Source organism: Dyella sp. (assembly GCF_035685805.1).
In the GTDB taxonomy this organism is placed as follows: Bacteria; Pseudomonadota; Gammaproteobacteria; order Xanthomonadales; family Rhodanobacteraceae; genus Dyella_A.
Genome location: NZ_DASSAB010000057.1, coordinates 1 through 13,468 on the forward strand (window position 1 = coordinate 1; position 13,468 = coordinate 13,468).

Below are 13,468 nucleotides of genomic sequence, written 5' to 3' on the forward strand. Positions count from 1 at the left end.
GTGCGGGTGCGCCACAGCGCGGTGGCGTAGGCCAGGCCCATGCAGAAGATCATCAGCCACTCGGTCGGCCCGCGGTCGAGCCGGTAGATGTGGTTGAGCACGAAGTAGCCGGCCGAGAACGCCACGAAGGCGAGCCCGCGACGCCAGCGGATGCCCGCCGCGCGAAACCAGAACCCGCGCGCAAGGATGTCCTCCGCGATCGACGGCACGAAGGTCGACAGCAGCAGCATCGGCAGCGCGGTGCCGAGCGCGGCGAAGCCGGCTGCGGTGAACGGCGCACCGGTGGCCACGTAGATGCCCAGCCGCTCGCCCGCGCCGATCGCGGTCGCCTTGGCGATGCAGGCCACCAGCAGCCCCGCACCCAGCCATGCGAAAGAGGCCGGCGCGCAATCCAGCGCATACGCGCCGTAGCCGCGGTAGCCGAGCCAACGCGACAGCGGCCACGCCACCACCACGCAAGCGATCATCAGCACGCCCTGCGCCAACGCGCTGTGCAGCACCCGCGCGCCAAGGCCTTCGGCGCCCTGGTACAACGCGAACAACAACACGAACACCACGCCTGCGCGAATCGCCTGCGTTCCCATGCCCGGCCCCCTTTGCGTGATCCGCGCGCAGTGTAGCCACACGCACCACCGCCGGTACGCACGATAGCTATCCCGTCAGTTGCGACCTCAGCACCGCAGCTGCGGTGCCGCCGCGCGCAGCGGCGGGTAAGGCCCGCCGCTGCGGCTTATCCCATGCATTGCGGGCGCGGTGCCGGACACTACCGCGCGGCTGCCGTCAGGCAGACCGGGCGGACGCGTCGCCCTTGGGCGGTACGGCCTGGGGACACCAGCGCAGCGCCTCGTCGAAGCGGCCTGCCCGCAGCGCCAAGGCGAAGCGCGCGCCGGCGAAATCGCGTACCGGTGGCCACTCGCCCACCGGTCGCGCGTCCGCCGCGGGCGAGGCCACGGCGGGCGAAGCGAGTCGCGCCTGCACCGCACGGTTGGCGGCAAAGCGGACGCGATGACGGCGCAGCAGCTCCGGCCGCGCATCGTCCACGTGGGCGAGCAGATACAGCCACTGACGCTCCTGCACCTCGCGCGCAAACGTGGGCTGGTGCGTCTGCAGAAAATCGATCAGCTCGCTGCGCCTGCCGCACTCCGCCAACGCATGCGCCATGGCGAGCTGCTGCAGCGGCGCGCGCAGGTCGCCGTGCGCCTGTTGCAGGGCAAGTGCGGCGTCCACCTTGCGCTGCTGCAGCAGCAGGGCAAACCACTGGCTGCGTTCGGCGGGCTGGAGCGGGTGCCCGGCCTGCTGCAGCGTGGCGAACGCGGCATCGGCTGCGGCTGCATCTCCGGTTGCGATGGCTTGCTGTGCAAGAGCACGTTGTTGCACGGCACCCGCGGGGCTTGCCACGAACACGTCCTGACGGCCTGCGCCGGCATCGCGCATCCGGCACGTGGCGTCCGGCGCGGGCGCGACGGCATCGCCAGCCAGCTTGCGCAGAAGCAACGGAGCTTCCCGCGGCGTCGCGGACCAAGCCCGGACGAGAGCGCGGTGGGCGAGCGACGGCCGCGAGCCGGCGCGCCGCCGCGAATCTGCGGCCGCCAGCGGTGCTTCACGCATTGCGCCGCCCATGGTCGGCGGCACCAGCGTGAGCGGCAGCATGATCAGGTTACGCGCCGCGCCGCGGCGCACCCGCCGCACCCGTACGTCCGGCGCGCCGGAGGCATGGGGCTCCCGTGCCGGTGCTTTCAGGGTGCAAGACCACGCAGGCGGGCACGCGGCCGCCGCATCCGGCACGTCCGGCGTCCCGGCCCGCACACACGCGAGCAGCCAGCGGGCCAGCCGCCCCAGCGGCCGCATGAACCGGTCCAGCTCCCCGGCCCCGCCCCGCTCGTGGCCGCTCCCCAGGGCGTACGCCGGCCCCAGCCCCACCAGCCGCCAACTCCTGTCCCGACCCTTGCTGTCCATGGCGCCATCCCCTGTGCTGCAAAGCAACTTCACGAGGAATCTACGAAGCGATACCGGCGGCGCAGTTGATCTTTATCACCTTGCCGTCACATTTTTGCTGATCCGGCCCGCCTACGTGGCACGCCAGGCGGCAGCCGCGAACCGCGCCACCTCAGCGGTCGTCGCGTGTCCAGATCATGCCGTCCTCCTCACGCACCGGAAAGGTGGCGATCGGCTCGTACGCCGGCGGGCAGGTGACCGCGCCGGTGCGCAGGTCGAACCGCGCGCCGTGACGCACGCACTCCACCTCGAAGCCGTGCACCTCGCCGCCGGCCAGTTCGGCGCCGTCGTGGGTGCAGACGTCTTCCACCGCGTAAAGCGTGCCGTCGATGTTGTACACGGCGATCGGCGTGTCGCCGTCCCAGGCGATCTTGAACTCGCCCGGCAGGATCTCGCTGCGCGTACCCACCTTCACCCAGCCTTCTGGCGCGCTCATGCCGTCACCTCGCCCAGCGGCTTTTCCAGCACCTCGAAACGCAGGTCGTCGCGCCGCGGAATGCCGAAGCGCTCGTCGCCGTAGGGGAACGGCTTGATCTGCCCGGTGCGGGCATAGCCGCGACGCTCGTAGAAGGCGATCAGCTCCTCGCGCTGCACGATCACCGTCATGCGCATCCGATCCACCCCCCACTGCGCGCGCGCGACCCGCTCGGCCTCGGCGATCACGCGCTTGCCGATGCCGCCGGTCTGGCGCGTGGGGTCCACGGCAAACATGCCGAAATACGCCGCGTCACCCTGCTTCTCCAGATGACAGCAGGCAAGAAGCACTGCGTCGCGCTCGGCCAGCAGCACCAGGCTGTCGGGGCGGGCGATCGCCTCGCCCACGTCCTGTGCATCGGTGCGCTGGCCGTTGAGCAGGTGGCTTTCGGTGGTCCAGCCGCGTCGGCCGGATTCACCGCGGTAGGCCGATTCGACCAGCGCCACCACGGCGGAAATATCGGCGGCGGTGGCCGCCCGGTAAACGAGTTCGTCTGCGTGCATCCGCCGATGATAATCCGCCGTCGCCCGGCATCACATGCTCCGGGCAGCCGCGCGGGCCGGTAGCGCCGCTGCGGCTCACCAATGCAGGCGCCCTCGCCGTTGGGCGTGTGGCGCAGCACCTGTGTCGCCAGCGTGCACCGTGGTTCACCGGTACGGCGAGCCGCTTCCTTTTGCCGCCAGTGGCTCTCGCTACGAGCGCATCTTGCGCAGGCTGCCAACGCGGGCGAACGGCTGGCCAATGTCCACGCCCCTTCAGACGCAACCACTTCACGAGCAAAAGCGCGCCCGGTCCCGCTGGGACCGTCGCGGGGCGGCGGTCTCCGACACCGTCTCCCAGGTGGCCACGCCGATGGCGGCGGCGACCTGCGCCAGCAGGGGTGCCTCGGCGACGTTGACCAGCCGCAGGTAGTGCATGGCCGCCATCGGCACGACCACGGGCAGAACCACCAGCAGGAAGAACAGCGACTTGGTCACGGGATCTCTCCGGAACACGCGCGCACGGCTCCGCCGTGCCACGCGCGGTGGCACGAAGTGCGCAGGGAGGTGAGGAGGTGAAGCCGCGCCGGCGGCGGAGCGTGCGCCGGCGCGTGTGCCATGCGGGCCGCAGGACGCGGCCGCGGCGGCGATCAGCCGATCTTGCGGGCGACCGCGAAGTACACCAGGTTGCCCAGGCCGGTAGCGCCGGCGAGTACGGCGATCATGCCGGGGGTGAGCTGATGCCAGTCGCCCTGCTGGATCAGCGCGAAACCTGCGGCCAGCGCCACCAGGATGATCCCCCAGCGCAGCGAGGCGTGGCGGCGGCGCACTTCCTCGCCCTGCAGCAGCGAACGGATCAGCTCTTCCGAGCCGCCGGCGCCGACCATCTTGTGGCGGAACCGCGCATCGACCACCGTCTTGATCGCATAGGTGATGCAGAGAAACAGGACGATGGGAATCAGGTTGCCGTCGATCATGGGGTGCTCCTTTGGGTTGGGTGACGGGGCCATGGATACGGGCAATGCGGCAACGGTTGCATCGCTCGAGTGCCAGCCTCGCGGTCACACCGCTCACCGCACCCGGATGGTGGCCGCGACAGATACCTGCCACGTGGTGGGTCGCGAGGACGGCTCAGCGCGCTGAGCATCGATGGTCGCTCAACTGACACCCCTCCTCGACGTCATTCCCGCGAAAGCGGAAATCCATGTTGCTCTCTGCCAAGAGAGCTGACACCCCTCCTCGACGTCATTCCCGCGAAAGCGGGAATCCATGTTGCTCTCTGCCAGGATCAGGGTCGATGACCGGCATACGCCGTTGAAAGGCTCCTCCCGCTTGCGCGGGAATGACGACTCTGAAGTGGCGCGCCGCGGGCTCCAGGCCAAAGCCATTCAGCCCCGAAGGCGAAGGACGGCAGCCCTCCCTGCGAAAGTCACCCCCGCCCATGCAACCGTTCGGCACATGCGCGTATCCATGCCCCGATGGAAGCTCGCGCCCAATGACCGACGACCGCAACCTGGTGGATGCCGCCCTGGCGAATGCGCCCGGCGCCTTCGCGCGCCTGGTGCGCGAGTACCAGGGCCTGTGCTGGCACATCATCCAGCGCATGGTGCGCAACCCGGAGGACACCCGCGAGCTGTGCCAGGACACCTTTCTCAAGGTGCACCAGAACCTGCACCAGTACCGCTACGAGAGCGCGCTGAAATCGTGGATCGGCCGCGTGGCCTACACCGTCGCCCTGCGCCACCTGGAGCGCAAGCGCATCGCGCTGGTCGATCCGCACATCGGTGACGACGAGGATTTCTCGCTGCTGGACACCATCGGCGACGGTTTCGACCTGGAAGCGAGCTGCGCCGACGAGGAAATGAGTACGCACCTGCACGCGGCCATCGACGCCCTGCCCCCGCTGCCGCGCACCGTGCTCACGCTCTACCATCTGGACGAGCTGAGCATTCCCGAGATCGCCCAGGTCACCGGCCTGGCCTCCGGCACCATCAAGAGCCACCTGTTCCGCACGCGCCTGAAACTGCGCGAGACGCTGGAAACCCGGTTGGGAGTCATGCCATGAACAAGCACCGCGATATCGATTTCTTCAACAGCCCTGCCGCCGCCCGCGAGTGGCAGGCGCAGGAGGCGGCCGCGCAGGCCGCGCGCGACGGGCGCGCCCCAGCCGATGCCCGCGAAGCCAGTTACCGGCACGTCCACGCGGCGCTGCGAGCAGACGACGCCATCGGGCTGCCGGCCGATTTCGCCGAACGGCTCGCCGCCAGCGCCGGCCCCGTGCCCACCGCCATCACGGCGCCGGAAACCGGCCTGGAAAAACAGCTCACCCGCCTGCTGCTGGCTGCGCTGGTGATCGCCGGCCTCGCGTTCGCGATGTTCGAGGGCGGCAGCTGGTTCCAGGCCGACCCGGCCGCATGGTCGGTGGCCGGCAACCCGTGGGTGCTGGCGTTGCTGGCCTGCCTGGGCGCCTCGCAGGGGGCGGAACTGCTGCGGCGGCGGATGGGCTGACCGCCCTCAGCACGGGCTCTATACATGGGCGCCCCGCTTGCGCGTTTCGCCGGCGTACGCATCACTGGCTACCGTGCGCCAAGCACATACGGGATGGCCGAATCATTCCCGAATGATCTCCACGGAGAGCTTGGCCCCAGCCACTGTCCGCCGCCACATGACGGCAACCTTTGCAGCTAACGGAACAGCCCGTTCTGGTGGAGAGCCGCGGGAATGAGATCGGCTACCTCGTCGGCGAGCGCGCTGCGCTGGGGGTTGGGCGCAAGCGTGATGGCGATCGGAATTTCCGGAAACTTCCATTCCCCAAGCACCTGCACCAGCATCCCGCGATCGACATAAGGCGCGGCGATGAAGCGAGGCAGCACGCCGAAGAGTGCCCCGCCAAGCACCGCATCGCGGATGGTTTCGTGATGTTCCACCACCAGCGGCCCACCGCATACAAGGGTGGCCCGGCGGCGCCCGCGGGTCACCGTCAGGATCTCCCACGGCGTACGCATCACCAGCATGTCCGGCGTCAGGTCCGCCAGGGTCACCGGCGCGCTCCGCTGGGCCAGCAGCGAAGGCGCGGCGTAGATCTCGCGCCGGGAGTAACCCGCCACGCGAGCACCCGGCGGTGGTCGGCCCGACGGGTGCGCCGAGATGCGGATGTCCACGTCGGCATCGCGCACCGGATCGAAGTCGATCGTGCTCCTCACCTCGATGGTGATCACACGCTCGCGCCGCAGCAGCTCGCCGGCGACACTGCCGACGATGTTCTGAGCAAGCAGCGGCGGCGCCGAGATCACCAGACGCTGCGCGACCGCAGCATCGACATTGCGCACCGCGCGCGCGCCGTCTTCAAGCAGATCCAGCGCGTGCGACACCCGCTCGTACAGAAGCTGCCCGGCCGAGGTCAGGGCAACCCGGCGCGTAGTGCGCTTGAACAGAGACTGCCCGAGCTTGGCCTCCAGGTCCGCCAGCCGCTTGCTGACGGTGGAGCGCGGCAGGCCCAACTCAACCGCCGCACGGATCAGGCTGCCGCGCTCCGCGATGGCGCGGAAAACGCGGAACTCGTTGAGGTCGTGCATGGCGCGTCACACCTTATTCGGAGCCAGCGCACGCCGGCTGATTGTTCGGGGGAATGTTCAATCAAGCCATCTTTGCCGGGCTAATCAAACCATATCGTTGCACCTATCGTCTTCGCATCCGGACGGGGGTCCGGCATCACCCGAGGATCGAAACGATGTTGAGGACCACCGTATTGCTGGCGTGCCTGCTGATCGCCGTGCCCGCTTCGGCCGCCGCGCCGGCACTTTCTTCCAAGACCCTGGCACGTATGGCGCAGGCCGCGGATCGTTCTGAAATTGTCGAGCTCAGCGCCCACTTCGACAACGCACTGGACGCCGAAGACCCGGCCAAGTTCGTCGGTACATTCACGCCCGATGGCGAACTGATCGGGTTCTGGGGCACCTCCGAGGGGCCGCAGGGCCTGCGCAAGGCATTCGAGTTCATGGTGTCCACTTTTTCCAAGGACAAGCGCCACGTCGTCACCAATCACGAGGTCACCATCCAGGGCGACCACGCCAGCATGTTCTGCTACCTCACCGTGTTCGACCGCAAGTCGCTGGCGGTGACCGGCACGGCCACCTTCACCGACGAACTGGTCAAGCACAATGGCGAGTGGAAGTTCGTGCGCCGCACGCTGCGGGCCGATCCGAACGTCGATCCGATCATCAAGTCGCTGTCGGCGGAGCACTGAACATGCGCGGCGCCATCGTGTGCGTATTGTTCGCGCTGGCAAGCGCCGGCGCGGTAGCGAGCGAGCCAGCGCGGCTGGATGTGTCGATCCCCGGCGTGGTGCCCGGCTCACGACTGCCGGAGCACTTCGCGTTCTGCCGACCCGACGGCGCGGGCCGCGTCGCGCCGGCGCCAGACCGCAGCCCGCCGGTGCATTGGAGCGCCGGCCCTGCCGCCACGCGCTCCTACGCGGTGGTGATGAGCGATCCGGACGTGCCGGCCGATGCCGCACTGGTCAACCGTGCCGACACGGTCATTGCACCGTCGGCCGCCCGCGTGAGCTTCTACCACTGGCTGCTGGTGGACCTGCCGCCATCGATGCGTTCGCTCGAGGAAGCCGCCGACAGCGAGCAGCGTGTCGTGCATGGCAAGCCGCTGATGCGTCGCGGCGAGGGGCGCCGCGGCATCAACGACTACACCGGCTTTTTCGCCGGCAGCGCCGACATGCGTGGAACTTATGCCGGCTACGACGGGCCGTGCCCGCCGTGGAACGACCTGCGGCTTCACCACTACCGTCTCACGGTTTACGCACTCGATGTCCCCTCGCTGCCGCTCGCCGACGGCTTCGACGGACGCGCACTGGTCAAGGCGCTGCAGGGGCACGTGCTGGCCAGCGGCACCACCGACAACACGTTCTCCACTCACGCGACGCTGGCGCCTTCCGGTGAGGTAGCGCACTGATGGCCCGCTTCGCGCACGGCCCAATGCACGGCTGGATGATCAACACCTACGGCTCGCCGGAAGACCTCACCCTGCTGCCGATCCAACTTGCCCCACCCACTGGCGCGGCGCTGCTGATCAAGGTGGAAGCTGCCGCACTCAATCCGCTCGACATCAAGCTGATGACCGGAGTGCTGTCCAGCTTCATGCCGACGAACTTTCCGTTCGTCCCCGGCAGCGATGTCTGCGGCCGCGTGGTCGGTGCCGGCCCCGACGCCGACTTCAGCCAGGGCGAGCGGGTGGTGGCGATGACCTCGGCACACGGCGCCATGGCCACGCATGTGCTGTGTGACGAATCGGCGTGTGTGGTGCCAGCACCGGAACAACTGTCGGCGCGGAGCCTGGCCAGCCTGCCGGAGGCGGGCATGACCGCCATGGCGGTGTTGCGCGCGGCCGGCTCGGTCGCGGGGCGCACCGTGGCGATCGTCGGTGCCACCGGCGGGGTCGGGCTCATCGCCTGCCAGCTCGCGGCCTCGCTCGGAGCCACCGTCCTCGCCACCGTGTCCCGTGCCGAGGACGAAGCGCTGGTGCGCGGCTGCGGTGCCAGCCACGTGCTGGACTATTCCCGCCTTGATGCAATCGACGCGCTTAAAACGGCGTGGCCGGACGGTGTGGACGTACTCGTCGATCTCGTGCACCAGTCCGAGGAGCTAGTGCGCTGCGCCGGCGCCGTACGCAGCGGCGGCAAGATGGTCTGCACCCTGCCCGGACCGGACCCGGCCGCCTTCGTCGGGGTGCAGGTCAGTTACGTCCGGCTGGCGCCGCACGCCCGCGACCTCGCGATGCTGGTGCACGACCTCGAGGAGAAGCGCATCACCGCGCAGGTTACGCGCAGTTTCCCGTTCCTGCGCGTGCGCCAGGCGTATGCCGCACTGGCCGCCGGTGGCGTGCGGGGCAAGCTCGTGGTGGACATGCCCTAGCTCCCTCGGGAAGCCCGCCACCCCACCCTACCCGGCCGCGTCATCGCCGCCGGGTCTCCATTCAACAGACTCCACGGAGACACCCCATGCCCGGTAGAGCACTGTCCGCCGACGATGCGGCACTGATCCTCGTCGACTTCACCGAGAACCTGTTCGGCATGTGCCGCCCTGGCACCGCCGGGCGCATCCGCCACGGCGCTATCGCGCTGGCCAAGATCGGCAAGCTGTTCCAGCTGCCCACCATCGTGCTCGGCGAGGGTGTCGGCATAGCCGGGCCGCTGGTGCCGGAGATCAACGACATGCACCGCGACGCGACGCACGTGCAGCGCAGTTCGTTCAGCGCATGGGACACATCGGCCTTCGTCGATGCAGTGAAGGCCACTGGGCGTCGTCAGATGATCCTCGCGGGCATCGCCACCGACGTTTGCGTGAGCCTCACCAGCCTGGACTTGCTGCGGAACGGTTACGAGGTGTTCGTCGTAGCCGATGCTTCCGCCGCGCCCACCGAGCAGGCGGAACTGGCTGCTCTGACCCGGTTGGCCCACGGCGGCGCGGCGCTGGTGTCGTGGGTGGGGCTTGGCGGCGAGCTCATGCGCGATTGGAAGTCGCCGCACGCCGCAGGGCTGGAGGCAATCTTCCAGGCGCACATCGGCCCGATGCTGGAGGCGCGATGAGCCTGGTACGCATCAATCGACTACGCTGCCTGGCTGGTCGCGAGGACGTGCTGGAGTCGCGACTCGCGCAGGCGCAGGATGCGGCGCAGCGCGAGCGCGGCTGCATCGGCTACCGCTGGCTGCGCTTATCCGGTGGCGACTATCTCGGCATCAGCGAATGGGCCGATGAGGCCGCCTGGACAGCGCATCTGGCGTCGCCGGCGTTCAAGCACTTTTTCGCGCTGGAGCAGGCCTCGCCCTGCACCGCCGGGCCGCCCGAGCACGACTCGGCCACCGACATCGGAGCCATGCCATGATCGACCTTTACACCTGGGGCACACCGAACGGGCAGAAGGCCTCGATCATGCTGTGCGAAACGGGACTGCCGCATCGCGTGCACCCGATCGACCTGCGCACCGGCATGCAGCGCGCACCCGCCTACCTGGCGATCAACCCCAACGGCAAGATCCCGGCCATCGTCGACCACGATCCACCGGCGCCGGTGACGCTGTTCGAGTCCGGCGCCATCCTCATCTACCTCGCCGAAAAATCCGGCCGGCTTCTCGGCGACAACGCGCGCCAGCGTGCCGCCGCCATCGCCTGGACCTTCTGGCAAGTCGGCGGCATTGGTCCGATGCTCGGCCAGTGGATGCACTTCAGTCGGGCTGCACCGGAGCCGCTGCCGTATGCCGTGGACCGGTTCCGGCAAGAGGTCGATCGCCTGCTCGGCCTGCTTGACCAGCACCTGGGTGAGCATGAGTACCTGGCCGAAATTTTCTCCATCGCCGACATCGCCAATTTCACCTGGGCGACTGCTGCCATGCGACTGCTTGGCGCTGCTGACCCCAACGCCACGGCCGGCTACACGCACATCGCACAGTGGCTGGCTCGGGTGGGCGAGCGACCGGGTGTAATCGAGGGCATGGCCATACCGGCCGTGGCCTGAGCGCGTCGCGGATGCACCGGCCGCGGCGGCACGCCGGTCGGCTCGCCCTGCCGGCGACCACTCAGTGGGCCGATGGCTCCTCTCACGTGCCCTCCCGTCGCTTCGCCGCCCTGCCAAACGATTGCCGGCGAGTGAACTGCGCTCGCCGCCGGGTCATGCCATCGGCGCCTGACATCTGTCACCGCAGCCGCCTTGCGATGCGCACTGGCCGGCAGGTTGCACACGCGCGATGCTCCCGGCCACCAATGAGGGGAGCACGCGATGGCAAGGAACCACACCCGCATCCAGCCATGGGTCGACATTGGGACCCTGGTGGGGTTGGCGCTGTTGCTGTTGCCATTGCTCACCATGGCGCACGAGCTGCTCGGTCACGCCGTCGTGTGCGTTGCCACCGGGCACCAGCCCAGCGAGCTGGGTGCGTATTACATCGAGTGTCCGGGCACCCAGGGGTGGTCGACGCGGTGGGTGGCGATGGCCGGTACTTGCGTGGATGTCGTGCTGGCTGCGCTGGCCTACATGTTCTGGCGTCGGGCGACCCGGCCGTTGCCGCGCGTGGTGGCCTGGATCGTGTTTGCCGTGAAGGGCATGGTGGCCGCCGGCTACTGGATGTTCTCCGGCGCCACCAACCTCGGCGACTGGGGGCCGGACGCGGGCGGCGGCGTGGGTCCGCTGCCGTGGCCGTGGCTGTGGCGCGCCGGGCTGTTCGTGATTGGCCTCGTTGCCTACGTCGGGGTGGTGCGCGTCGCCATCCGCATGCTCGGTGCCATGCTCGGCGGCGGTGACCACGCCGCGCGCGTGAAGCGGCAGATTGCCATGACGGTGTACGTGGTCGGCGGCGCCAGCGCGCTGCTGGTCGGCCTGTTCAACCCGCATGGCCTGGTGATCACGCTGACCTCGGCGGTGGCCGCATCGTTTGGTGGCACCGCCGGATTGTTCAACGTGGCCTACTCCCGCCGGCCGGATCTACCGGCGCAGCCGTTCGTCATCGAACGCCGTCCGGCGCTGCTCGTCCTGGGCGTGCTGGTCACCGCGGCTTTCGCGGCCGTGCTCGGGCCGACGCTCTACTTGCACTAGCGACGCGCCCAAAAGCGCGCGCCGACGCCCGCATCCATCGCGCCGGCACTCGTTCAACACCGCACTCTCACCACCCCGCCCTCCGACGCAGCACCCTCGCCACCGGGGTGGAGAGGGTGCCGCCACCGGCACGCACTTGCGTGATGGTGACGCCGCGGCGCCCTACTCCCCGCGACAGCGGTCGTCGTCGTGGCCAAAGCCGTGGCCGCGACCGTGCCCGCGACTGAACCGCTGCGGCTGGTAACCCGGCAGGTCCGCGTCCTCGAAGCCGAACACGAAGAAGCGGTTGGGGTTGTCCACGCCCTGCGGGTAGACGTCGTCGGTCACCGTGGCGAGGAAGTCGTTGTCGTTGGCGACAAACAGCGTGTGCACGCGATGGCCGTCGCGCATCACGTCCGGGCCAAACGCGATGCCCTCGATCTTGGCCGGGATCGCCTTCGGCGCCAGGCCGTGGGCGCCCAATGCGGCCACCAGGTCGAGGAAGTCCTGCTTGCTCACCGCCGCCGCGCCCAGCGCATTCGCACCGCTGAGCTGGCTCACCTCCTGCGCGTGACTGAGGTCGATACGCATCAGGTGCTTGAACACCGCGCTGCTGCCGTCGCCCAGGCCCTTGCCGTCGCGCTCGTCCACCAGGAACTCGTGGTCGTTGATCGCCACGATCTCGCTCACGGTGGTGTACTTGGGCTTGCTCGCGCTGCCCACGTTGGTCAGCGGGTAGGCGTACTGACGCGTGCGCCCGGTGGCCAGGTCCAGCTGCACGATGCGCGTGGTGGCGGCCTTGGTGCCGCCGTCCTGCAGCAGCGGGCTCTGCATGATGCCGGTGAGCGTGCGGCCGTCCGGAGAGATCGCCAGGCCTTCCATGCCCTTGTTCGCCACACGGCCGCTGGTGTTGCCGTCGATCTCGGCATCACCGGTGGGCGCGGTATGCGCCACGCCCAGCATGTCTGGCAGGCGGTAGGCCATGGTGCGCACGCCGCTGCGGCGGTCGAAGCGGTAGATGTACGGGCCGTACTCGTCGGACACGTACACCGACTCGCCGTCGGCGCTCACGCGGATGCCTTCCGGATCCAGCCGCCCGTTGAACGGCGAGCCCGAAGGCTGGCCCGGCATGGCGTTGTCCGAGCGCCCGGTGAAGTAGTTGCGGAACGGTCGGTTCAGCGCGGGCCGACCATTGGGCAGGTTCACCGCGGTGCCGTCGCCGTAGTACAGCGGAAACAGATCAGCCAGCAGCGTGGTGTCGCGCAGCCGCGGCGACAGCGTAAACGGCAGCGCCGCGCCCGGCGCGCTGGGCGAGAGCGTCATGCGCAGCGTCTGGAAGCGGTCGATGTACGAGGCCGTGTCGTCCGAGAGCGCGTTGTAGGGCGTCGCATTGGGGCCACGATCCGGCAGCGCCAGGAAGGTGTCGCAGCCGGCATAGGCCAGCCCCGAACCCAGCCCACCAAGCACGTTGCCCGGCACGTTGTTCTCAAGCACCCGCGCGGTGCGGTGCGCCAGGTCACCACCGTGACCGTCGAGCTGGCCCGCGGCGATCAGGTCCACGCCGGCAAACGCGGGACCGGCCATCGCCAGAGCAAGGGCCGCAAACAAGGCAACACGCGTGCATCGGATCATCGTGCATCTCCGCTGGAGGGGAAAAGTCCAGCGAGCGTGCATCGGGTGTGTGGCAGTGGGATGACCTTGGGGCTACGGGGCGGGAGGTGCAGCGAAAGAGGAGCTGGGGAATGGGGGCTCACGCGCCCCGGGCGGCAGGGGACGGGCCATTGCTTCAAAAAAGTACACTCTGACCCCTGTTTCGCAGGACGCGGAACCGCACTATTAGTTGCGACGCCTTGTTCCCTGACCCATTTGCGGAGAGCGTGATGTAGAAGGACGCAACACCGCACCAAGGCTGTCACTTAATGAGACGCGGGGGGTCTGGGTTT

17 protein-coding genes are annotated in these 13,468 nt (G+C 68.9%); 9 read left to right on the forward strand and 8 right to left on the reverse strand.

The window, feature by feature from the left end; translation table 11 throughout:
- From VFG40_RS16240 to VFG40_RS16265, 6 genes are all read right to left on the reverse strand, one after another.
- The coding region (locus tag VFG40_RS16240) for a CPBP family glutamic-type intramembrane protease (protein WP_324899425.1) at positions 1-584 on the reverse strand (584 nt) is incomplete at its 3' end.
- A 196-nt stretch (positions 585-780) separates the two neighbouring features.
- Positions 781-1,494: a hypothetical protein gene (locus VFG40_RS16245; RefSeq protein WP_324899427.1), complete on the reverse strand. Its 714-nt coding sequence runs from the start codon at positions 1,492-1,494 to the stop codon at positions 781-783.
- Positions 1,495-2,107: 613 nt separating this feature from the next.
- Positions 2,108-2,431 (reverse strand): non-heme iron oxygenase ferredoxin subunit, encoded by a 324-nt coding sequence (locus VFG40_RS16250; RefSeq protein ID WP_324899429.1) that lies wholly within the window; start codon positions 2,429-2,431, stop codon positions 2,108-2,110.
- A complete protein-coding gene (locus VFG40_RS16255) occupies positions 2,428-2,973 on the reverse strand; it encodes a GNAT family N-acetyltransferase (protein ID WP_324899431.1) in 546 nt (181 codons plus the stop codon). The genes VFG40_RS16250 and VFG40_RS16255 overlap by 4 nt, the downstream gene beginning before the upstream one ends.
- Before the next feature lie 267 nt (positions 2,974-3,240).
- Entirely contained in the window at positions 3,241-3,447 is a 207-nt protein-coding gene (locus VFG40_RS16260; protein WP_324899433.1) for a hypothetical protein, read from the reverse strand.
- A gap of 152 nt (positions 3,448-3,599) precedes the next feature.
- A complete protein-coding gene (locus tag VFG40_RS16265) occupies positions 3,600-3,926 on the reverse strand; it encodes a hypothetical protein (protein WP_324899435.1) in 327 nt (108 codons plus the stop codon).
- A gap of 518 nt (positions 3,927-4,444) precedes the next feature.
- Between VFG40_RS16265 and VFG40_RS16270 the strand changes: the two genes are divergently transcribed.
- Both VFG40_RS16270 and VFG40_RS16275 read left to right on the forward strand, forming a co-directional pair.
- The gene (locus VFG40_RS16270; protein WP_324899437.1) at positions 4,445-5,014 is read left to right on the forward strand and encodes an RNA polymerase sigma factor; all 570 of its coding nucleotides are present in this window, start codon (positions 4,445-4,447) and stop codon (positions 5,012-5,014) included.
- Entirely contained in the window at positions 5,011-5,457 is a 447-nt protein-coding gene (locus tag VFG40_RS16275; protein ID WP_324899439.1) for a hypothetical protein, read from the forward strand. Before VFG40_RS16270 ends, VFG40_RS16275 begins: the two co-directional genes overlap by 4 nt.
- A 176-nt stretch (positions 5,458-5,633) precedes the next feature.
- Here VFG40_RS16275 and VFG40_RS16280 read toward each other — a convergent pair whose 3' ends face one another.
- On the reverse strand, positions 5,634-6,524 hold the full coding sequence (locus tag VFG40_RS16280; RefSeq protein ID WP_324899441.1) for a LysR family transcriptional regulator: 891 nt from the start codon (positions 6,522-6,524) through the stop codon (positions 5,634-5,636).
- Between the two features lie 155 nt (positions 6,525-6,679).
- On the opposite strand from VFG40_RS16280, the gene VFG40_RS16285 reads away from it, so the two are divergent.
- The 7 genes from VFG40_RS16285 to VFG40_RS16315 all read left to right on the forward strand — a co-directional run bounded on the left by VFG40_RS16285 (position 6,680) and on the right by VFG40_RS16315 (position 11,546).
- Entirely contained in the window at positions 6,680-7,195 is a 516-nt protein-coding gene (locus VFG40_RS16285) for a nuclear transport factor 2 family protein (protein ID WP_324899443.1), read from the forward strand.
- 2 nt (positions 7,196-7,197) lie between these two features.
- Positions 7,198-7,914, forward strand: a complete 717-nt coding sequence (locus VFG40_RS16290) for a YbhB/YbcL family Raf kinase inhibitor-like protein (protein ID WP_324899445.1) — start codon at positions 7,198-7,200, stop codon at positions 7,912-7,914.
- A complete protein-coding gene (locus VFG40_RS16295; RefSeq protein WP_324899447.1) occupies positions 7,914-8,873 on the forward strand; it encodes an NADP-dependent oxidoreductase in 960 nt (319 codons plus the stop codon). The genes VFG40_RS16290 and VFG40_RS16295 overlap by 1 nt, the downstream gene beginning before the upstream one ends.
- A gap of 86 nt (positions 8,874-8,959) precedes the next feature.
- A complete protein-coding gene (locus VFG40_RS16300; RefSeq protein WP_324899449.1) occupies positions 8,960-9,547 on the forward strand; it encodes an isochorismatase family protein in 588 nt (195 codons plus the stop codon).
- Entirely contained in the window at positions 9,544-9,843 is a 300-nt protein-coding gene (locus tag VFG40_RS16305) for a putative quinol monooxygenase (protein ID WP_324899451.1), read from the forward strand. The genes VFG40_RS16300 and VFG40_RS16305 overlap by 4 nt, the downstream gene beginning before the upstream one ends.
- A complete protein-coding gene (locus tag VFG40_RS16310) occupies positions 9,840-10,472 on the forward strand; it encodes a glutathione S-transferase family protein (protein WP_324899453.1) in 633 nt (210 codons plus the stop codon). Before VFG40_RS16305 ends, VFG40_RS16310 begins: the two co-directional genes overlap by 4 nt.
- A gap of 261 nt (positions 10,473-10,733) precedes the next feature.
- A complete protein-coding gene (locus VFG40_RS16315; RefSeq protein WP_324899455.1) occupies positions 10,734-11,546 on the forward strand; it encodes a hypothetical protein in 813 nt (270 codons plus the stop codon).
- Positions 11,547-11,708: 162 nt separating this feature from the next.
- Here VFG40_RS16315 and VFG40_RS16320 read toward each other — a convergent pair whose 3' ends face one another.
- Positions 11,709-13,157 carry an esterase-like activity of phytase family protein gene (locus tag VFG40_RS16320; RefSeq protein WP_324899457.1) on the reverse strand — a complete coding sequence of 483 codons (1,449 nt, stop codon included), beginning with the start codon at positions 13,155-13,157 and terminating at the stop codon, positions 11,709-11,711.
- Positions 13,158-13,468: the final 311 nt, after the last annotated feature.

Bases quoted from the DNA above. Each gene is read 5' to 3' on its own strand.
- VFG40_RS16285 (WP_324899443.1), top strand. From the start codon at position 6,680: ATGTTGAGGACCACCGTATTGCTGGCGTGCCTGCTGATCGCCGTGCCC.
- VFG40_RS16320 (WP_324899457.1), bottom strand. From the start codon at position 13,157: ATGATCCGATGCACGCGTGTTGCCTTGTTTGCGGCCCTTGCTCTGGCG.
- VFG40_RS16280 (WP_324899441.1), bottom strand. From the start codon at position 6,524: ATGCACGACCTCAACGAGTTCCGCGTTTTCCGCGCCATCGCGGAGCGC.
- VFG40_RS16305 (WP_324899451.1), top strand. From the start codon at position 9,544: ATGAGCCTGGTACGCATCAATCGACTACGCTGCCTGGCTGGTCGCGAG.
- VFG40_RS16250 (WP_324899429.1), bottom strand. From the start codon at position 2,431: ATGAGCGCGCCAGAAGGCTGGGTGAAGGTGGGTACGCGCAGCGAGATC.
- VFG40_RS16310 (WP_324899453.1), top strand. From the start codon at position 9,840: ATGATCGACCTTTACACCTGGGGCACACCGAACGGGCAGAAGGCCTCG.
- VFG40_RS16270 (WP_324899437.1), top strand. From the start codon at position 4,445: ATGACCGACGACCGCAACCTGGTGGATGCCGCCCTGGCGAATGCGCCC.
- VFG40_RS16265 (WP_324899435.1), bottom strand. From the start codon at position 3,926: ATGATCGACGGCAACCTGATTCCCATCGTCCTGTTTCTCTGCATCACC.
- VFG40_RS16275 (WP_324899439.1), top strand. From the start codon at position 5,011: ATGAACAAGCACCGCGATATCGATTTCTTCAACAGCCCTGCCGCCGCC.
- VFG40_RS16315 (WP_324899455.1), top strand. From the start codon at position 10,734: ATGGCAAGGAACCACACCCGCATCCAGCCATGGGTCGACATTGGGACC.
- VFG40_RS16300 (WP_324899449.1), top strand. From the start codon at position 8,960: ATGCCCGGTAGAGCACTGTCCGCCGACGATGCGGCACTGATCCTCGTC.
- VFG40_RS16255 (WP_324899431.1), bottom strand. From the start codon at position 2,973: ATGCACGCAGACGAACTCGTTTACCGGGCGGCCACCGCCGCCGATATT.
- VFG40_RS16290 (WP_324899445.1), top strand. From the start codon at position 7,198: ATGCGCGGCGCCATCGTGTGCGTATTGTTCGCGCTGGCAAGCGCCGGC.
- VFG40_RS16295 (WP_324899447.1), top strand. From the start codon at position 7,914: ATGGCCCGCTTCGCGCACGGCCCAATGCACGGCTGGATGATCAACACC.